The organism is Undibacterium sp. WLHG33, from assembly GCF_049544815.1.
In the GTDB taxonomy this organism is placed as follows: Bacteria; Pseudomonadota; Gammaproteobacteria; order Burkholderiales; family Burkholderiaceae_D; genus Undibacterium.
This window is the reverse complement of record NZ_CP186697.1, coordinates 878,686-897,481: the sequence shown is the minus strand read 5'-3', so window position 1 is coordinate 897,481 and position 18,796 is coordinate 878,686. Positions and strand designations below refer to the sequence as shown.

17 protein-coding genes are annotated in these 18,796 nt (G+C 50.4%); 13 read left to right on the top strand and 4 right to left on the bottom strand.

From position 1 onward, the window contains the following. Positions 1-3 precede the first annotated feature (3 nt). From serC to cysM, 13 genes are all read left to right on the top strand, one after another. Complete coding sequence (serC, locus tag ACOTSW_RS04095; RefSeq protein WP_423681156.1) at positions 4-1,104, top strand: 3-phosphoserine/phosphohydroxythreonine transaminase; 1,101 nt, start codon at positions 4-6, stop codon at positions 1,102-1,104. A gap of 201 nt (positions 1,105-1,305) precedes the next feature. Continuing rightward, entirely contained in the window at positions 1,306-2,379 is a 1,074-nt protein-coding gene (pheA, locus tag ACOTSW_RS04090) for a prephenate dehydratase (RefSeq protein ID WP_423681154.1), read from the top strand. A 7-nt stretch (positions 2,380-2,386) separates the two neighbouring features. Next, complete coding sequence (locus ACOTSW_RS04085) at positions 2,387-3,304, top strand: prephenate dehydrogenase (RefSeq protein WP_423682258.1); 918 nt, start codon at positions 2,387-2,389, stop codon at positions 3,302-3,304. Between the two features lie 277 nt (positions 3,305-3,581). Further along, complete coding sequence (gene aroA / locus ACOTSW_RS04080; protein WP_423681153.1) at positions 3,582-4,919, top strand: 3-phosphoshikimate 1-carboxyvinyltransferase; 1,338 nt, start codon at positions 3,582-3,584, stop codon at positions 4,917-4,919. Positions 4,920-4,993: 74 nt separating this feature from the next. Further along, positions 4,994-5,674 carry a (d)CMP kinase gene (gene cmk / locus ACOTSW_RS04075; RefSeq protein WP_423681151.1) on the top strand — a complete coding sequence of 227 codons (681 nt, stop codon included), beginning with the start codon at positions 4,994-4,996 and terminating at the stop codon, positions 5,672-5,674. A gap of 138 nt (positions 5,675-5,812) precedes the next feature. Further along, positions 5,813-7,519 carry a 30S ribosomal protein S1 gene (rpsA, locus tag ACOTSW_RS04070; RefSeq protein ID WP_423681149.1) on the top strand — a complete coding sequence of 569 codons (1,707 nt, stop codon included), beginning with the start codon at positions 5,813-5,815 and terminating at the stop codon, positions 7,517-7,519. 30 nt (positions 7,520-7,549) lie between these two features. Further along, a complete protein-coding gene (locus ACOTSW_RS04065) occupies positions 7,550-7,855 on the top strand; it encodes an integration host factor subunit beta (protein WP_186883052.1) in 306 nt (101 codons plus the stop codon). Between the two features lie 151 nt (positions 7,856-8,006). Then, entirely contained in the window at positions 8,007-8,321 is a 315-nt protein-coding gene (locus tag ACOTSW_RS04060) for a LapA family protein (protein ID WP_423681147.1), read from the top strand. A gap of 119 nt (positions 8,322-8,440) precedes the next feature. After that, positions 8,441-9,616 (top strand): lipopolysaccharide assembly protein LapB, encoded by a 1,176-nt coding sequence (lapB, locus tag ACOTSW_RS04055; protein WP_423681145.1) that lies wholly within the window; start codon positions 8,441-8,443, stop codon positions 9,614-9,616. Between the two features lie 93 nt (positions 9,617-9,709). Further along, positions 9,710-11,083, top strand: a complete 1,374-nt coding sequence (locus ACOTSW_RS04050) for a UDP-glucose dehydrogenase family protein (protein WP_423681143.1) — start codon at positions 9,710-9,712, stop codon at positions 11,081-11,083. A 20-nt stretch (positions 11,084-11,103) separates the two neighbouring features. Next, positions 11,104-12,015, top strand: coding sequence for a D-glycero-beta-D-manno-heptose-7-phosphate kinase (gene rfaE1 / locus ACOTSW_RS04045; protein ID WP_423681141.1), 912 nt, complete (start codon positions 11,104-11,106; stop codon positions 12,013-12,015). 131 nt (positions 12,016-12,146) lie between these two features. Continuing rightward, positions 12,147-12,689, top strand: coding sequence for a ComEA family DNA-binding protein (locus tag ACOTSW_RS04040; RefSeq protein ID WP_423681140.1), 543 nt, complete (start codon positions 12,147-12,149; stop codon positions 12,687-12,689). A gap of 281 nt (positions 12,690-12,970) precedes the next feature. After that, positions 12,971-13,873, top strand: coding sequence for a cysteine synthase CysM (gene cysM, locus ACOTSW_RS04035; protein ID WP_423681139.1), 903 nt, complete (start codon positions 12,971-12,973; stop codon positions 13,871-13,873). 124 nt (positions 13,874-13,997) lie between these two features. On the opposite strand, the gene ACOTSW_RS04030 is transcribed toward cysM, so the two are convergent. The 4 genes from ACOTSW_RS04030 to ACOTSW_RS04015 all read right to left on the bottom strand — a co-directional run bounded on the left by ACOTSW_RS04030 (position 13,998) and on the right by ACOTSW_RS04015 (position 18,794). Next, positions 13,998-14,297: a hypothetical protein gene (locus ACOTSW_RS04030; RefSeq protein WP_423681137.1), complete on the bottom strand. Its 300-nt coding sequence runs from the start codon at positions 14,295-14,297 to the stop codon at positions 13,998-14,000. A 359-nt stretch (positions 14,298-14,656) separates the two neighbouring features. Further along, on the bottom strand, positions 14,657-15,778 hold the full coding sequence (mltB, locus tag ACOTSW_RS04025; RefSeq protein ID WP_423681135.1) for a lytic murein transglycosylase B: 1,122 nt from the start codon (positions 15,776-15,778) through the stop codon (positions 14,657-14,659). Between the two features lie 27 nt (positions 15,779-15,805). Beyond that, the gene (locus ACOTSW_RS04020) at positions 15,806-17,800 is read right to left on the bottom strand and encodes a transglutaminaseTgpA domain-containing protein (RefSeq protein WP_423682256.1); all 1,995 of its coding nucleotides are present in this window, start codon (positions 17,798-17,800) and stop codon (positions 15,806-15,808) included. A gap of 10 nt (positions 17,801-17,810) precedes the next feature. Further along, positions 17,811-18,794 (bottom strand): DUF58 domain-containing protein, encoded by a 984-nt coding sequence (locus ACOTSW_RS04015; protein ID WP_423681133.1) that lies wholly within the window; start codon positions 18,792-18,794, stop codon positions 17,811-17,813. Between the last annotated feature and the right edge of the window lie 2 nt (positions 18,795-18,796).

Sequence of the window (18,796 nt, the reverse complement as noted above, 5' to 3'; positions counted from 1 at the left end):
ACGATGACCACCATCTATAATTTTTCGGCGGGTCCGGCAGTTTTGCCTAAAGAGGTTTTGCAGCAGGCCGCTGCAGAAATGCTGGACTGGCATGGCAGCGGTATGTCGGTCATGGAGATGAGTCACCGCGGTGCGGAATTCATGTCTATCATGGATGCCGCCCAACGTGATTTGCGTGATCTGCTGGCGATTCCGGAAAATTACAAAATCTTGTTTTTACAAGGTGGTGGTCTCGCTGAAAATGCCATCGTTCCTATGAATCTAATGGGGCGTTGTCCCGATGCACCGGTAGATTTCATTCATACCGGCTCGTGGAGTGGTAAGTCCATCAAAGAAGCGCAAAAGTACGCCAAAGTGAATGTGGCAGCCTCGGCTGCCAGCAACGGTTTTACGGCGATTCCGGCCAGAGAAAGCTGGCAGTTGTCGAAAGATGCGGCCTATGTGCATCTCTGTACCAATGAAACGATAGATGGTGTTGAATACCATTTCGTACCTGAGGTGGCGGAACAGACCGGTGGTGCGCCTATCGTGGCAGACATGTCTTCGCACATCTTGTCGCGAGTGATTGATGTGTCTGCCTACGGCGTGATTTTTGGCGGCGCACAGAAAAATATCGGCCCGGCAGGTCTGACGCTGGCGATCGTACGTGAGGATCTGCTTGGACATGCTTTGCCGGTGTGCCCGTCCGCATTTGACTGGAAAATTGTCGCCGACAACGGTTCGATGTACAACACACCGCCGACCTATGCGATTTACATTGCCGGTCTGGTGTTTCAATGGCTGAAACGTCAGGGCGGCGTGGCGGCGATGGAAGCGCAAAATATTGCGAAGGCAACACTGTTGTACGACTATCTGGATTCCACCGATTTTTATGAAAATCGCGTCGCAAAAGAATGCCGCTCCCGGATGAATGTGCCGTTTTTCCTGAAAGACGAATCTCTGAATACAGAGTTTTTAGCAGCAGCAAAATTACAAGGTTTGTTGCAGTTGAAGGGGCACAAATCGGTCGGTGGTATGCGTGCCTCTATTTACAATGCGATGCCGCTCGCCGGTGTGCAGGCACTGGTTCATTTCATGCGCGAGTTTGCCAGCGCGCATTCCTGAACGTAATAGTAGTAACGTATCGCCTTATCCTCAGGCGACAGGCCTTTCTGAACATGGCATAACCCATTACCTGGAAACCGTGGCGCTGTCGAACCAGATCAAAAGCTTGGTGAGGAATCAAATAATTCAAAGCGGCAGACAGGATGCTTAAGGCTGGTTTTCCGCTTTCACAGTGTTCAAAAAACGGTTTTTAGGTCAGTTATGAGCGACAACAAATTACTTCCACTGCGCATCAAGATCGATACGATTGATGCCCAGATTCTCGATTTACTGAATCAGCGTGCCCGCGTGGCTGAAGAAGTCGGCCATGTCAAAGCCGAAACCAATGCGCCGGTGTTTCGTCCTGAGCGCGAGGCGCAGGTATTGCGCGGGGTTGCGGAGCGTAATCCCGGTCCTTTGCTGAACGAAGATATACAACTGATTTTCCGCGAAATCATGTCCGCCTGCCGTGCATTGGAGCGGCGTGTCGTCGTGGCGTTTTTAGGCCCGGTCGGCACTTTCAGCGAACAGGCGGTGTACAAGCAGTTTGGTCATGCGATTCAGGCTTTGCCTTGCGTTTCAATTGATGAGGTGTTCCGGGCCACCGAAGCGGGCACAGCGGATTTCGGCGTGGTACCGATTGAAAATTCTTCCGAAGGTGCGATTAATCGCACACTCGATTTATTGCTGCAAACCAGTCTGATCATCAGCGGTGAACTGGCGATTCCGGTGCAGCACAGTCTGATGAGCAAATCCGGCAATATGGAAGGCGTGAGCCGTATCTGCGCCCATTCGCAAGCGCTGGCGCAGTGTCAGGCATGGCTGAACCAGCATTATCCGCATATTGAGCGTCAGGCCGTAGCATCGAATGCCGAAGCTGCGCGCATGGCCGGTGGTGATTACACCGTTGCTGCGATCGCCAGTGAAATCGCTGGCACCCAATATAACCTCGGTATCGTCAGCGCACACATTCAGGACGATCCGCATAACCGTACGCGCTTTGCGGTGATAGGACGTTTGCATACGACACCGAGCGGCAAAGATCAGACATCGATTGTGCTGGCGACGCCGAACAAAGCCGGTGCAGTTTATGATCTGCTGGCACCCTTATCCAAACACGGCGTTTCGATGACCCGTTTTGAATCGCGTCCCGCCCGCACCGGCAACTGGGAATATTACTTCTATGTCGATGTCGAAGGACACGTCATGGATGAAAGAGTTGCAGCGGCGATGGCTGAGCTTGATGCAAAAGCAGCTTTCTTCAAAGTCCTGGGTTCTTATCCTTGTACGTTGTGAGATCGTGATGGATAAGGTCCCGAATTTTTTTAAGCGTGTTGCGATTTTTGGTGTTGGCCTGATCGGTGGCTCATTTGCGCTGGCATTGAAAAAAGCTGGCGCTGTGCAGCATATCGTTGGCTCCGGGCGTAGTCAGGCTTCGCTGGAACGAGCATTGCAGCTCGGTATTATCGACAGCATTGCGACTTCGCCTGAAGCTGCAGTCAAGGATGCTGATCTGGTGTTGATTGCTGCGCCGGTCGCGCAAACCAAAGCAATTCTGGATTCCATACAGCCGTATTTATCGCCAACAACGATTGTTACCGACGCTGGCAGTACCAAATCCGATGTCGTTGATGCCGCAAAAGAAGCGCTGGGCGCAAAGTTGCGCCAGTTTGTCCCTGCGCATCCGATTGCAGGTCGCGAGTTGAATGGGCCAGAAGCGGCACTCGTTGATTTGTATGTCGGTAAAAAAGCGGTGATCACACGCCTGCCGGAAAACAGCGATGCGGATGTGGCGCGCGTTGCCTGGGCATGGCAACAATGTGGCGCGATTATTCATTATCTTGATCCGGCCGGGCATGACGCGGTGTTTGCAGCAGTCAGTCATTTACCGCATCTGCTTGCTTATGCATTGGTGGATGATATCGCCCGTAAAGAACATGCCGATACCCTGTTTCAATATGCGGCGAGCGGCTTTCGTGATTTCACCCGGATTGCCGGTTCTTCGCCGGAAATGTGGCGCGACATCACGCTGGCAAACCGGCACGCGATGTTGCAGGAACTGGATTCGTACACCGCGCGTTTGGCGGTGTTGCGCCAGCATTTAGTCAATGCTGATGCAGCGGGCATCGAAGGCATTTATGCAAACGCACAACGCGCCCGTCACAACTGGATTTCCGCGATTGAAGCCGCAGAAAAGCAGCAGCGTGAAGGTGGCGATTAACATCGCCAATGTTCTCGGCTTCATTCCGGATGACGACGGACGAATTCTGATCTGGTCAGATTGCCACTGATCGGGGTTCATCTGTCATTCGTCTGTTATTCTTTTAGGATGGATGCAAAGTTGTCCCGGCAAGACATGGCGACGAAGACAGTACGAATAGTACGGCGAGGAGTCATAACGCCGCTGGGGCGGTTTTACATCAATCCTGTCTTTGTCGAAAATAAATTATCTGCATTCCGGATCAGGTTCCGGATGCTTTCCGAATAAGTTCATCACTATGACGCAACAAAGCAAACACTATCCGCCATACATTGATTTGCAGCCAATCATGCAGGTGCAGGGCACGGTGCGCTTGCCCGGCTCCAAGAGTATTTCCAATCGCACCTTGTTGCTCGCAGCACTGGCGCAGGGGACGACAGAAATCAAAGATTTACTGGCCTCCGACGACACGCTGGTGATGCTGAACGCCTTGCAGCAACTCGGTGTGCACTGGGAGCAGGAAGGTGACAGCCAGAACTACACGGTTCGCGGCGTCAACGGACAATTACCGCGCCATCAGGCCGATTTGTTCATGGGAAATGCGGGCACTGCGATTCGCCCATTGGTCGCGACGCTGGCGGTGCTGGGTGGTGATTACACCGTGCATGGCGTGGCGCGTATGCATGAGCGGCCGATTGGCGATCTGGTCGATGCCCTGAATGCCGCCGGAGCGCAGGTCGAGTACACCGGCAATCCTGGCTATCCGCCTTTGCACATTCGTCGCGGTCATATTCATGCGCAGCGTTTGCAAGTCAAAGGCAATGTCTCCAGCCAGTTTCTGACCGCCTTACTGATGGCAGCGCCATTGATGGCGAAAGAACACGACATCGTGATTGATGTCGTTGGTGAATTAATTTCCAAGCCATATATTGAAATCACGCTGAATCTGATGCAGCGTTTTGGCGTTGCCGTCGAACGCGATGGCTGGCAGGCGTTTACTATTAAACGTGGGCAGCATTATTTGTCGCCCGGCGTGGTGCACGTTGAAGGCGACGCGTCGTCTGCGTCCTATTTTCTGGCGGCTGGCGCGATTGCTGGCGGACCAGTCAGAGTGGAAGGCGTCGGGCGCAACAGCATACAGGGCGATGTCCGCTTTGCCGAAGCGCTGGAAAAAATGGGGGCAACCATCACCCGCGGCGATAACTGGATAGAAGCCACATCGAATGGCGTATTGCAGGCGATCGATATGGATTTCAATCATATCCCTGACGCCGCGATGACGATCGCGATGGCGGCCTTGTATGCAAATGGCACCACGACGCTGCGCAATATTGCGAGCTGGCGCGTCAAAGAGACTGATCGTCTGTCGGCGATGGCGACAGAATTAAGAAAACTCGGCGCAACCGTGGAAGAGGGCGCGGATTACATGCGCGTCACACCACCGGCGCAGATTTTGCCCGCGACCATCGATACCTATGATGATCACCGCATGGCGATGTGCTTTTCGCTTGCCAGTCTGGATGGTAAGGCGCGGCGCGGGGCGGCGATGCGGATTAACGAACCGCATTGCGTCGCCAAGACTTTCCCTGATTATTTTGAGGTTTTTGCCAAAATCAACCATCAGGAGCTGTTTTAATACTCCCCTCAGTATATAAAAGCAGCCTTTGTTCATGCGGACAATAGGGCGAAATTGAAGGATACTCCCCCAAAATGACAAATAAATACGCAGTAATTACGATTGATGGGCCGACTGCTTCCGGCAAAGGAACCGTTGCCCATCGCGTTGCCAAACATCTGGGTTTTCATTACCTCGATTCTGGTGCGCTCTACCGCTTAACTGCCCTGATGGCACAACGTAAAGGTGTCTCGCTTGACGATGAAACCAGCATTGCTGCATTGGCACGCGCCTTGCCCTGTCATTTCGTTCACGGCCACGTCATGCTGGAAAACGACGATGTGACTGACGATGTGCGCGCCGAAGCGATAGGCGTTGCGGCATCACGCATCGCAGTATTACCGGAAGTCCGCAAAGCCTTAGTGGACTTGCAATTGTCATTCCGCAATGCTCCCGGCCTGGTGGCGGACGGGCGTGATATGGGCAGTGTGATTTTCCCCGATGCCAGTCTCAAAATTTTCTTGACAGCAAGTGCAGAGGCGCGCGCAAGCCGTCGATATAAGCAATTGATTGAAAAGGGAATTTCTGCTAATATGGAAAACTTGGTAAAAGATTTGATGGAACGTGATGCGAGAGACAGTACCCGCGCAGCCGCCCCACTCAAACCTGCATCAGGTGCAATTATTCTCGATACCTCAGAAATTACGGCTGAACAAGCGGTGAATCAGGTGCTGGAATGGTATGCAGAAGCGCAGGAAAGCAAGTCGTCTCAATAGTAAGACTGTTTGATTGCTGAATGTGCGAGTAAGTCCCTTTGATAAAGCAAGTTTATTAAAGGGTTGTTCAACCTAACCCGGTAAACAGCGCCTTTGTTCTGTTCCGGCTAACTCAAAAATATTATGTCTACTGTATTCATGTCCCAAGATTTCGCAACCGGTGCAGACAGCTTCGCAGCTTTGTTCGAAGAGTCCCTGTCACGTCAGGATATGCGTTCCGGTGAAGTGATTTCTGCTGAAGTCGTTCGTATCGACCACAACTTTGTGATCGTGAACGCAGGCTTGAAGTCTGAAGCCTTCATCCCTGTTGAAGAATTCAAAAACGACCAGGGCGACCTGGAAGTGAATGTTGGTGATTTCGTTTCCGTAGCGATTGATTCGCTGGAAAACGGTTTCGGCGACACTATCCTGTCCCGCGACAAAGCAAAACGTCTGGCATCCTGGCTCGCGCTCGAAAAAGCGCTGGAGTCTGGCGAGATCGTTACTGGTACAGTTAACGGCAAAGTTAAAGGTGGTCTGACTGTTCTGACGAACGGCATCCGCGCTTTCTTGCCAGGTTCTTTGGTTGATACACGCCCTGTTAAGGATACAACTCCTTACGAAGGCAAAACCATGGAATTCAAAGTGATCAAGCTCGATCGCAAGCGTAACAACGTTGTGCTGTCCCGCCGCGCTGTTGTTGAAGCATCGATGGGCGAAGAGCGTCAGAAACTGATGGAAACCCTGAAAGAAGGCACAGTAGTTACTGGTATCGTTAAAAATATCACTGATTACGGCGCGTTCGTTGATCTGGGCGGCATCGATGGCTTGTTGCACATTACCGATCTGGCATGGCGTCGTGTACGTCACCCTTCCGAGGTGCTGACAGTTGGTCAGGAAATCACTGCAAAAGTATTGAAATTCGACCAAGAGAAAAACCGTGTGTCTCTGGGCGTAAAACAATTGGGCGACGACCCATGGACAGGCTTGTCCCGTCGTTACCCAGCGAACACACGTCTGTTCGGTAAGGTCACTAACCTGACCGACTACGGCGCATTCGTTGAAGTTGAACAAGGTATCGAAGGTCTGGTTCACGTTTCCGAAATGGACTGGACAAACAAAAACGTGGCACCAAACAAAGTTGTTCAACTGGGCGACGAAGTTGAAGTGATGGTTCTGGAAATCGACGAAGAACGTCGTCGTATTAGCTTGGGCATGAAACAATGTAAAGCTAATCCTTGGGATGATTTCGCGATCAACCACAAGAAAGGCGACAAAGTCAAAGGCGCGATCAAATCGATCACTGACTTCGGCGTATTCATTGGCTTGTCCGGCAACATCGACGGTCTGGTTCACCTGTCTGACCTGTCCTGGAATGAAACTGGCGAAGAAGCTGTTCGCAAGTTCAAGAAAGGTGACGAACTGGAAGCCGTTGTTCTGGCCATCGACGTTGAGCGTGAGCGCGTTTCCCTGGGCGTTAAACAACTCGAAGGTGACCCATTCAATAACTACTGCGCAATGAACGACAAAGGCGCAGTCGTTACCGGTACAGTGAAATCTGTTGAGCCAAAAGGCGCAGTGATCCAACTGGCAGACGACGTTGAAGGCTACCTGCGTGCTTCCGAAATTTCCCGCGACCGCGTGGAAGATGCTGGCACACACCTGAAAGTCGGCGATACTGTTGAAGCACTGGTATTGAACATCGACCGTAAAGCACGTGGTATTCAGTTGTCTATCAAAGCAAAAGACAGCGCTGAAACACAAGAAGCAATGCAAAAAATGTCTACAGCAGTAGACTCCAATGCAGCTTCCGGTACTACCAGCCTGGGCGCGTTGTTGAAAGCTAAACTCGACAACAAAAACTAAGCTCAATCTTAGTCATAAGGTTTTATAAATATGACGAAGTCGGAGCTGATAGCTCGTCTGGCAGAGCGATATCCGCAGCTGGTTGCTAAAGATGTGGATGTCGCTGTCAAAACTATACTGGATGCAATGACCGATGCTCTGGCAACAGGGCAACGGATAGAAATCAGGGGTTTTGGCAGTTTTTCTCTGAACAGTCGTCCTCCACGGATAGGTCGTAATCCTAAATCAGGTGACAAGGTGATGGTGCCTGAAAAACGGGTACCTCATTTCAAGCCAGGTAAGGAATTACGCGAACGTGTCGATGCCATGGTTGGGCAGCCGATACACGATGACTAGACGGGTCATCGGGCCTCGCGATTGATGCAAATTAAAAAACGGTATATCGGTTTTTCCGGTATGCCGTTTTTTTTCAGTACAATGATCGCTTTGCAGACACAGTAAAGCAACAGCGTTCGTCAATGCCGCTTTTATTCATTAGGATGTAACCATGAAATATATTTCCAGATTGCTTGCTGCGATACTTTTCATCATCTTTTTTGGCTTTGCCTTAAAGAATGATCAGATCGTCACGCTACAGTATTTCTTTGGTTATCAACAATCTGCACCTCTGGTGATTATGCTGTTGGTTTTTTTCATAGCAGGCGCTGTGCTCGGGGCTTTAGCGATGGTTCCTATGATATTCAGACATCGTCGTGATCTCTCCCGCCATAAGAAAACACTGGCGGAGATTGAGAAAGAACGTTTGCTTGCGGAGCAGGCTAGCATGCAGGCGCCACAACCGGATAGTGTCCGGAACGATTAAGCTCTCATGTGCCAGCGTCGCTCTGAGACACGAGTATGGTAAAGACGTGATTTGTCGTACACAGGCATCATGCAGTCTGGTCCTTATCATCTAAAAAAATATTAAAGAAAATAAGAAAAATGGAATTTGAAATTTGGTGGTTGCTCGGCATCCCCTTGTTTTTTACTCTTGGCTGGATTGCTGCCCGGGTCGATATCCGGCAGCTGCTCTCTGAGTCACGCAGCCTGCCGCGTGGCTATTTCAAAGGGCTCAATTTTTTACTGAACGAACAGCCGGATAAGGCGATCGATGCGTTTATCGATATCGTCCGGCTCGATCCCGAGGCCGTGGAGTTGCATTTTGCATTAGGAAATTTATTTCGCCGCCGCGGTGAAACCGAGCGCGCTATCCGGGTGCATCAAAATCTGGTCCAGCGCCCTGATTTGCCTTCCGATCAAAAGACGCAGGCAATGTTCGAGCTGGGGCAGGATTACTTAAAAGCGGGCTTATTAGACCGTGCGGAAGAAACGTTTAATCAGCTTGTGTCAGGGCCGTTTGAAGTCCAGGCACGTCGCGCTCTGCTCGAAATTTATCAGCGTGAAAAAGAATGGGCACGTGCGATCGATGCCGCTTACGCATTGCAAGAAGCCGGTGCCGGTGGCCGGCAAAAAGAGATAGCACAGTTTTATTGCGAAATTGCGCAGGATGAGCTGGCGCGTTGTAATACTGAGGCGGCGCTTGCTGTCCTGGAAAAAGCGCTGGCGATAGACCGTTTAAGCGTCCGTGCTGTGATATTGATGGGCGATGTGTATCAGTCAATCGGTGAAACAGAAAAAGCCGTTACTGCGTGGTTGCGAGTTGAGCAGCAAAGTGTTCCGCATGTGGCGTTGGTTGCACAACGGCTGATGGATGCGTATCGTAAGCTCGAACGCCCTCAGGAAGGTCTGAATCTGTTGAAAAACTATCTCGAAGAAGCCCCGTCTGTGGATTTGCTCGAGGTGGTTTTTAAAGCGACGATAGAGCTTGATACGGTAGAAGCGGCGAATCAGTTGGTCAGCGATGAATTGCGCAGAACGCCTACCTTGCTGGGGCTGGAAAAATTACTGGATGCGCGGTTGATTGAGGTTGCACCTGAATTCCGGCCAGAATTATCTCTGGTAAAAAATCTGGTGCATGGTTATGCACAGAAATTGTCACGCTATCAGTGCTCGCATTGTGGTTTTAAGACGAGGCAATTTTATTGGCATTGCCCGGGCTGCAGTCGCTGGGAAACGTATCCGCCAAGACGTACAGAAGAGTTAAATGTAATGAATTAATGGTATTCCTCTGCATGAGATGTGTTTTCCTCAGAACGGAAAAACGACTCCGGCAGGAATACGGCACTATTTGTTTGGGACTGTGATCGCAAAATGAAAATTACTATTATTGGTACTGGTTATGTTGGCCTCGTGACGGGTGCCTGTCTCGCTGAATTGGGAAACGATGTTTTTTGTCTCGATGTCGATCAGCGCAAAATTGACATCCTGAACAATGGGGAAATTCCTATCCATGAGCCCGGACTGGAAGAAGTGGTTGCGCGTAACCGCGCTGCCGGGCGTATCCGTTTTTCGACTGATGTCGAGGCAAGCGTGGCACATGGCGATATCCAGTTTATTGCGGTTGGTACACCTCCCGATGAAGACGGCTCCGCTGATTTGCAATATGTGCTGGCGGCGGCACGTAATATAGGTAAATACATGACCGGCTTTAAAGTCATCGTCGATAAATCGACCGTTCCTGTTGGTACCGCTGACCGCGTCAGCGTTGCCGTACAAGAGGAGTTGGCTGCGCGCGCAGCAACTGCAACTTTCTCCGTCGTATCTAATCCCGAATTCCTGAAAGAAGGAGCTGCGGTTGAGGACTTTATGCGCCCAGATCGTATTGTGATTGGTTGCGACGCGACGCCCGAGGGAGAAAAAGCGCGCGATATGATGAAAAAGTTGTACACACCATTTAATCGTAATCGCGAACGCACTTACTGGATGGATGTTCGTTCTGCGGAGTTCACCAAGTATGCCGCAAATGCGATGCTGGCAACGCGTATTTCGTTTATGAATGAACTTGCCAATCTCGCGGATCATGTCGGCGCCGATATTGAAGCGGTGCGTCATGGTATCGGCTCTGATCCACGCATAGGACATAGTTTTTTATATGCAGGTTGCGGTTATGGCGGATCCTGTTTCCCGAAAGATGTACAGGCACTGGAACGTACGGCCCAGGACTACGGTCTGAATCTGTTGATTTTGCAGGCGGTTGAAGAAGTTAACGCGCGTCAGAAGCAGATTCTCGGTGCCAAAATTATGCAGCGCTTTGATAATAAGATTGCCGGTAAACACTTTGCAATCTGGGGCCTTGCATTTAAGCCTAACACTGACGATATGCGTGCCGCTTCATCCCGCGTACTGATCGGTGAATTGCTGCGTAATGGTGCCACGGTCGCGGTCTATGATCCGGTGTCTATGGACGAAGCCAGACGTGTGTTTGAACTGGATTTTTATGATGCGCCGGAATTACTCGCTTCTATCCGTTACGCAGCAAACCCTATGGATGCGCTTAATGATGCAGATGCGCTGACGATCGTGACTGAATGGAAGGCTTTCCGTAGTCCCGATTTTGATCAGGTGAAACAGCGTTTGAAACAGGCCGTCATCTTTGACGGCAGAAATCTGTTTGAACCAGCAGTGATGAATGAGCTGGGCATTGAATATCACGGCATTGGCCGCTCCGTACTCACACGGAAGTGAGGCCGGTTGTGAACGGGCAAGTGAAAAAGCAAATTCTGATCGCTGGCGACGTCATGCTCGACCGCTACTGGTTTGGTGAGGTGAACCGGATATCGCCGGAAGCACCGGTTCCTATCGTTCGCGTGGAACGACGTGAAGAGCGTCTAGGCGGAGCTGCAAATGTGGCGTTAAACGCGATAGCGCTTGGTGTCAATGCGGGTTTAATGGGCATTATCGGCGATGACGAGGCTGGTGACAGTATTGAGAATCTGTTGAAAAAGGCAGGGATTTCCAGCTACCTCAGCCGGGATAAGCAGATATCAACAATTATTAAATTGCGCGTGATCGGTCGTCAGCAACAACTGATACGCATAGATTTTGAGGAAAAACCGACAGAAATCGTTCTGAGAGACAAGCTGAATCGTTTTAATGCATTACTCAGTGCGTACGACGTCGTCATTTTTTCCGATTATGCCAAAGGCGGGCTGATGAACGTGACGGCGATGATACAGGCTGCAAAGGACGCCGGTAAGCCAGTGCTGGTGGATCCCAAAGGCCGTGATTTCGCCCGCTATGCTGGAGCAACATTATTAACGCCGAATAAATCAGAACTGAAACTGATTATCGGCGATTGGGCAAATGAGACCGAGTTGACTGAAAAAGCACAAAATTTGCGGCGCGAATTAGATCTGCAAGGTTTGTTATTAACGCGGTCTGAAGAAGGGATGACGCTATTTACCGAAGAAGATGTTACCCATGTCCCAGCTATGGCGCGGGAAGTGTTTGATGTTTCCGGAGCTGGCGACACCGTGATTGCGACAATGGCGGTGATGATGGCCAACGGTATGCGTATGCAGGATGCCGTTGCAATCGCCAACCGTGCCGGCGGAATTGTGGTCGGCAAACTGGGCACGGCGACTGTGACAAAAGAAGAATTATTCGCTCAGTTGTAGTTTTCTCTCAATCTGGTGAAAATAAGTCAACCCTTATGTGCTTTTACCGTTAATAATCATGTTTCGTTTTCTGCTTTCTTAGAAAATGAAACATGATCATTTAAGTTCATCACTTTTTGGGGAGTCTTCATATGTTCAAGAAATTATTATTGGCAGTCGCCGCAATGATTGTCACCATGGGTTTTGCGTTCGCCGACGTTGATGTCAATAAAGGTGATCAGGCTGCTCTGGATGGTATTAAAGGCATAGGCCCTGCCAAGTCCAAGGCGATTATTGAAGAGCGTACAAAAAATGGCAATTTCAAAGACTGGGCAGATTTTGAAGCACGTGTGAAGGGAATTGGCGATAAGAATTCGACCAAGTTGTCAGAAGCAGGCCTGACAGTGAATGGACAGTCAAAACCAGGTGCCCCAGCCAAACCTGCTACTGCGGATAAGGCCGCAGGCAAGCCTGCAAAAGCGACCAAAGAGTCTAAAGCGGATACACCGCCTGCAGATGCATCCGCTAAAGCAGCAAAAGCGGATGGCAAGGCTGCAGAAAAAGATTCGGAAAAACCAGTAAAAGCATCAAAAGCAGAGAAAAAAGCAGCGAAAGCAGAAAAAGCAGAAAAAGCAGAAAAAGCAGAGGCTGCTGAGAAAGCAGCCGCCAGTGCAAAAGAAGGCAAAGCAAAATAATCTGATTAAATAAATAGTTTTATTTTCAGGCTTCGATCTTCACCGTCATCGCCTGTGTTTTACTAAAAGCCTCCGATTTTGAATCATCGGGGGCTTTTTTATTAGCTTATGCGAATTATGTATAAGGAAACTGCGCCCTGCACTTGCAGTCTGCCAGGAATTTTTTGCCGTTAAATCAGTGAGATAGCACCGTTTTGCGATACGGTGTCCGGTGATATGCCGCAAGCGGCAGAATTCAAGTCCGTTTAGAATAAGCCTGTATTTCACGACTATTGATAACTATGTCTTACCTGACCATTGAAGACACGATAGGTAACACTCCTCTGGTACGTTTGCAAAGAATACCCGGAGAGGAAAACCGGCGTCGTAACAACATTATATTGGGCAAGCTGGAAGGGAATAATCCGGCCGGTTCAGTTAAAGACAGACCGGCATTAATGATGATCCGGCGCGCTGAAGAGCGGGGACAGTTAAAACCGGGCGATACCTTGATTGAGGCAACCAGTGGCAATACTGGTATTGCTCTGGCGATGGCGGCCGCAATGCGCGGTTACAAGATGGTTTTGCTGATGCCGGAAAATCTGAGTATAGAGCGACGTCAGAGTATGGCGGCATACGGTGCCCAGATCATCCTGACGCCAAAAACCGGCGGCATGGAGTATGCACGGGATCTGGCAGAACAGATGCAAAAAGAAGGCAAGGGCCTGATTCTCGATCAGTTTGCCAATCCGGATAATCCTCTCGCGCATTTTGAAGGTACCGGACCTGAAATCTGGCGAGATACCGGCGGTAAAGTCAGCCATTTTGTCAGCGCGATGGGAACAACCGGAACGATCATGGGTGTTTCCGCCTATCTGAAGCAGCAAAATCCGCAGATTCAGATTATCGGTGCGCAGCCAGAAGAGGGCTCGCAAATTCCCGGTATTCGTAAATGGCCGGAAGCGTATATGCCAAAAATTTTTGATAAGGCCAGAGTTGACCGGGTCGAATCAGTGAGTCAGGGCGATGCGGAACATATGGCGCGCAGACTCGCGGTCGAAGAAGGGATTTTTTGCGGTATTTCGGCAGCTGGTGCCTGCGAAATTGCACTGAGAGTTGCTGAGACTGTGGAAAACGCGACTATCGTGTTTATCGTTTGCGATCGCGGGGACCGATATTTGTCGACAGGTGTTTTTCCTGCCTGAGATCCGGAACAGGTGAGCGCTGATGCGCTCGTCAGTCTTTCAGAATAAAAAAAATACCGAAATTACTCATCAGTAGTTTCGGTATTTTTGCTTCATCTGGTGCCGGGTGTTACCCGGACTGTGATTAAGCAGCTTCTTTTGGTTTGAATTGTTTGTCGCTGATGCGGAATTTCGCACGACGGTCACCCATCAGTTCGCGTAATTCTTTGATGCTGATATCGCTGATTTCATGCATGCGGATCAACAATGATGCGCCTACAGGCAGGCGGCGATGTCTGATTTTACTGATGACCGGTGGCGCAACTTCTAACGCTCTTGAGAGTGCTGCGTCATTTTTCAAATGCAATTGCTTGATCAGAGTATCTAAAAGATTATTAGGATCGTAGTCGATCTCATCCGATTCAAGCTGGGTTAAATTTGCCATAATTACCTCGCTGTCTAGTCTATTGATGCTGGATTTAGTTGCGTCAATGAGAATTAATCAAACGGTAACATTGTAACTTTAAAATAGAATTTGCCTTTAGCAAGAATAGCAAACCATTGTTAAATCCCTATTCACACTCAGCGTAAAACATGCATTAGTGTTAATAAGACAATCTCACTGTAGATTAATTTGCAATTAATCGCAACGCTTGTTTTCAAAAAAGCATGCAAAGGATGGTTATTTCTGTCTTTTGCATGCGAGCAATTACTTACGAAGATAGTATTGGGTAAAAAGTACCTTAAATCAATTGGTGAAAACGAAACATATTGTTAAAAAGTTTTGTACAAACTGACATAAACCTATTTTTCTTTTGCCGCACTGATGACTCGCCCAAGATCGATGACCGACATCGCATAGAAATAACTGCGGTTATATTGTGTAATTGCAAAGAAATTGTCAGTTGCCAGCCAGTATTCGGTGGCGTCATCGCCATTCTGTAAGTCGATCACACCGTACTGGATATTGGCCGGTGCTTCGCTGCTGGCCGTGCTGATAAAGCTTTTCAGATCGGTCAGAGAATAACTTGCTCGCAAGCCCTGACTCAGCGCTGTTTTTAACAACGCCGGGTTTGCTTCGCCCGATGTAAGGGTGGCAGGAAAGGTAACGGGGAGATTTCTTTTCCAGCCATGCATTGCCAGATAGTGGGCAACGCTGCCGATCGCATCAACGGGTGAGTCGGTCAGATTGATGCTGCCATCGCCGTCAAAATCGACGGCAAATTTACGGATGCTGCCGGGCATGAATTGTGGCCAGCCTATCGCACCTGCATACGATCCCTTAAATGCAAAAGGATCAACGCCAGATTCTCTTGCCATCAGCAGCATGTTTTCCAGTTCACTGCGGAAAAATTGCATGCGAGCGTCTCTGCTCGGCGTATCTGGATAATCAAAGGCAAGCGTCGTCAGGGCATCCATGACCCGGAATTTTCCGGTATTTTTTCCGAAAATGGTTTCGACACCGATCAGACCGACAATGATTTCCGGTGGTACGCCGTATTGCTGCTGCGCACGATCCAGTGCATCCGCATACTTATTCCAGAAGGCAACCCCTGCTTCTATCCTGTAAGGTTCCACAAACCGTGCGCGGTAGGCTTTCCAGTTTTTCGGTTTCCCTGCCGGAGCCGGGCGCATCAGTTGCCTTGCGCTTTCAACGTAACGCACTTGTTCAAACACAGTTTGCAACTGTGCTTTGTCAAACTGATGTTTGTCCGCCATTTCTGTAATGAATGCTGAGACTTCTTTCCATTCATTAAAACGCACGTTTTCTTGCGTCACCGGTGTCGCAGATGTTGCTGCGGTGCTGCGTCTGGCGACGTTTTTTTTGGCGGAAGTTGCGGCACTGTATGCTGGCAGAGCGATGCTGCCGATCAGCGCAGCACAGAAGCAACTGCGGACGAGGTATTGAATAGGTTTCACAATCATCGATGTCAAAAATGCAGGTTCAGTCAATCAGCGACATGCTGCTAACAGGGTTTTCATTCGGCGTATTCGCTGGCTTTCGGACGAGGAGTCTGATCCATACTTCACATTGATATAAGCGTGCAGGAATTGTTCTGCTGCGGGAATATCTTTTGCTGGCAAGGTATTTTTCAATCTTTGCAGATACGCATACGGTCCCTCATCTACAGCGCGGGGAGATGCTTTTTTTGCCATTTTTCTGCAGAACGCTGAGTATATTCTATCAATCGCAGACAGCGATGGCCTGTTCAGCATCAAAGGCAGGGCAATTGCACCGATAATCAGGCTGCCGGTAATAAAAAACAGCAAGCTGATGCGCGACCAGTCGACATCCTTAAATCCTAAGGAACTGAGAAAATTTTTCTGCGTTTGCTGGTTGTAATTGAGTACCCACTGATTCCACGAGTTATTGATGGCGTCGAGGCGCATCCGCATAGACTGGCTCCATGAATTGCCGGACAGGGCAAAATTCATCAGTCCGGCAAAGCCGCGTCTGGGAATTGCCTGATTCAGATTTTGCATGACCCGTTCCGGCGCGACCGCGGCGGTAGGATCGACCCGCACCCAACCCTGGCTTTCCAGCCATACCTCGGCCCATGCGTGGGCGTCAGATTGCCGCACTTCAAAATAGCCATCGACTTCATTCAGCGTGCCACCCTGATAACCCGTTACGATTCGTGCCGGAATACCGGCCAACCGCATCAGATTCACAAACGCGCTCGCATAGTGTTCGCAAAATCCGGCTCTGCTCTTGAACAGGAAATCATCAATGCTATTGACGCCGAGCAGAGGTGGTTCCAGCGTATAAGTAAATGCTTCCTTGCGAAAATACTGCAAGACTGCATTGACCAGTGCGCGATCATCGCTGTACTGACGCCTTAGCACTTCTGCGAAAGCAGCGCTGCGCGGGTTGTAACCGGCAGGGATTTCCAATGCCCGGTGTAACTCACGCAGATTGTTTTCGACGAGGTAACGATATTGCGGATAAGACGTCACCTGATAACGCAGACGCTGGCTGATGATATCGTTGCTGCGCAGCTCCATTTGCCGGTTGATCGTGGCGATATTCTGGCCGCCTGTCTGTGGTGCGGCGGCGGGTAAATCCAGCGCAAACAGCCAGCGCTGGCTTTGCGGTTCCAGAATGATTTCCTGCGTGATCGGTGTTCCTGCGAACTGCGCTATATCGCCGTTATTTATTTGCAAATAACGGGATGGCGACCAGGTTTTTCCATCGAATTCAGTCATCACGATACCGCGCCAGTACAGCAGTGATTTATCCGGTACCGCTCGCGAAAATTTCACTCTGAACGCAATCTCTTCTGACAAGACCAGATCGCTGATGCCGCCCGGTGACATCGTTTCCGATAAGCCCGAGCGGCCGCTATGTGCGTCTCCCGGCAAACCCCAGAGCGGGCCTTGTATTCGCGGGAACAGCAAGAACGCGCACAGCGTCAGCGGAATCGCCAGTGCCATCATGCCCATCGCCAGTTTCAGGCGCTGTTTCAGAGATGGAAAAATACCGGTGTATTGAAACGATAATTGCGCTGTTAACAGCAGGCTTACCGAAACCAGCGTCATCAACGCAGCCGCAATGGTTTGCTGATAAAAAAAACTGGTCAGCAGTAAAAAGAAACTCAGAAAAAGCACGACAAACAGATCCCGCCTGGCGTGCATCTCTAATAATTTACAGGTCAGCAGCAGCACCAGCATGTTGACGCCTGCTTCACGCCCAAAGAAGGTTTTATGCGTCAGATAGACGCCCAGCATCATCAGCGCTGACACCGGAATCAGTATCCATCCCGGTGGCAGGCGGCGACCTGTCAGCGTCAGCCAGCCGCGCCACATTAGCAGCCCGACGCAACTGATACTGACCCATATTCCCAGATGCGAAAAATGCGGTAGTAATACACTCAGGCAGGCAACGATTAACAGCAGTGTATCTGCTTTATCGCGACTGAAAACGGGCAGGGAAAAAGGGCGGCGCATAGTCACACGATCACAATTCGTAAAGCGCTAAGGCCCGCAGGCAGGCATCGCGATGTGCCGGTCCCTGCGCCGGAGGGTAATCTTCCTGTCCCAGCTTAAAACCGTACTGCAACCCGGCCTGATCTGCTTCCAGCACCCACCGGGTCATGCGCGAGAGTTTGAGTTCCAGATTCATCGTTCTTGGCAGGGCAGAAAAATCCAGCAGAATATCGCTGCCGGCACCACCGGTAAATTGTTTGGTTACCAGTTGTCCGCCGAGCGCAGTATCGACGCGGGCGATTTGTTTCCACGCCAGATGTTTTAGTGCGTCGCCCGGCTGATACGCCCGTACGCCCGAGAAATCCTCGTCGCCGCCCTGGCCTTCGCGTTCGTTCGATGCGGCACCGGAGGTGGGCAGCGGCGGTGCATGTTCTTCCGGCTCCGGATACACGAGTGCCCGTGCATCCGGCAGCCAGGTGCTCCAGGCGCGTAACAAGCCAAGGGGGAACCAGGTTTGCAGGCGCAACCGTGGAATCGTCTGCCAGCCGCGGGTGTGAGTCGGATAACTCAGTTGTATGCTGGTTCGGCTGTCCGGGGCAATATCCACCGCTTTTTCCGGCGCATTTTTTTCGTTGAAACCGACCCAGATCGCGTAGCGCTGATATTTGCGCCGGTTGATCAGAAAAATGGTGAAGTGCGTTTCTTCGCCGGCAAACACGGCTTGTGCCGGGCCGGTGTCGAGATGCAGGTAGGCGAGATTCCTGAAGCAGAAAAAGACATTCACCAGCGCGACGCTGCCGAGCACAAACGTTAATGCAAAACCTAGGCTGAGATTGTAATTAGTCGCAGAAATAAACAGGATCAGCAGCATCAGCAAAAACATCCAGCCTGCCTTGCTTGGCAAGGTAAAGACGCGGCGTTGTTTCAGAAAAACTTCACCGCTCTCGGGTTGATCCTCAAGAAAGATAATCTTGTGCAGGCGGGCTTTCCAGCGTTCAGATAAAGCGGTCAGCATGG

Bases quoted from the DNA above. Each gene is read 5' to 3' on its own strand.
- ACOTSW_RS04085 (WP_423682258.1), top strand. From the start codon at position 2,387: ATGGATAAGGTCCCGAATTTTTTTAAGCGTGTTGCGATTTTTGGTGTT.
- lapB (WP_423681145.1), top strand. From the start codon at position 8,441: ATGGAATTTGAAATTTGGTGGTTGCTCGGCATCCCCTTGTTTTTTACT.
- cysM (WP_423681139.1), top strand. From the start codon at position 12,971: ATGTCTTACCTGACCATTGAAGACACGATAGGTAACACTCCTCTGGTA.
- ACOTSW_RS04060 (WP_423681147.1), top strand. From the start codon at position 8,007: ATGAAATATATTTCCAGATTGCTTGCTGCGATACTTTTCATCATCTTT.
- serC (WP_423681156.1), top strand. From the start codon at position 4: ATGACCACCATCTATAATTTTTCGGCGGGTCCGGCAGTTTTGCCTAAA.
- ACOTSW_RS04030 (WP_423681137.1), bottom strand. From the start codon at position 14,297: ATGGCAAATTTAACCCAGCTTGAATCGGATGAGATCGACTACGATCCT.
- cmk (WP_423681151.1), top strand. From the start codon at position 4,994: ATGACAAATAAATACGCAGTAATTACGATTGATGGGCCGACTGCTTCC.
- ACOTSW_RS04015 (WP_423681133.1), bottom strand. From the start codon at position 18,794: ATGCTGACCGCTTTATCTGAACGCTGGAAAGCCCGCCTGCACAAGATT.
- ACOTSW_RS04040 (WP_423681140.1), top strand. From the start codon at position 12,147: ATGTTCAAGAAATTATTATTGGCAGTCGCCGCAATGATTGTCACCATG.
- ACOTSW_RS04050 (WP_423681143.1), top strand. From the start codon at position 9,710: ATGAAAATTACTATTATTGGTACTGGTTATGTTGGCCTCGTGACGGGT.
- mltB (WP_423681135.1), bottom strand. From the start codon at position 15,778: ATGATTGTGAAACCTATTCAATACCTCGTCCGCAGTTGCTTCTGTGCT.
- rpsA (WP_423681149.1), top strand. From the start codon at position 5,813: ATGTCCCAAGATTTCGCAACCGGTGCAGACAGCTTCGCAGCTTTGTTC.
- pheA (WP_423681154.1), top strand. From the start codon at position 1,306: ATGAGCGACAACAAATTACTTCCACTGCGCATCAAGATCGATACGATT.
- aroA (WP_423681153.1), top strand. From the start codon at position 3,582: ATGACGCAACAAAGCAAACACTATCCGCCATACATTGATTTGCAGCCA.
- ACOTSW_RS04065 (WP_186883052.1), top strand. From the start codon at position 7,550: ATGACGAAGTCGGAGCTGATAGCTCGTCTGGCAGAGCGATATCCGCAG.
- ACOTSW_RS04020 (WP_423682256.1), bottom strand. From the start codon at position 17,800: ATGCGCCGCCCTTTTTCCCTGCCCGTTTTCAGTCGCGATAAAGCAGAT.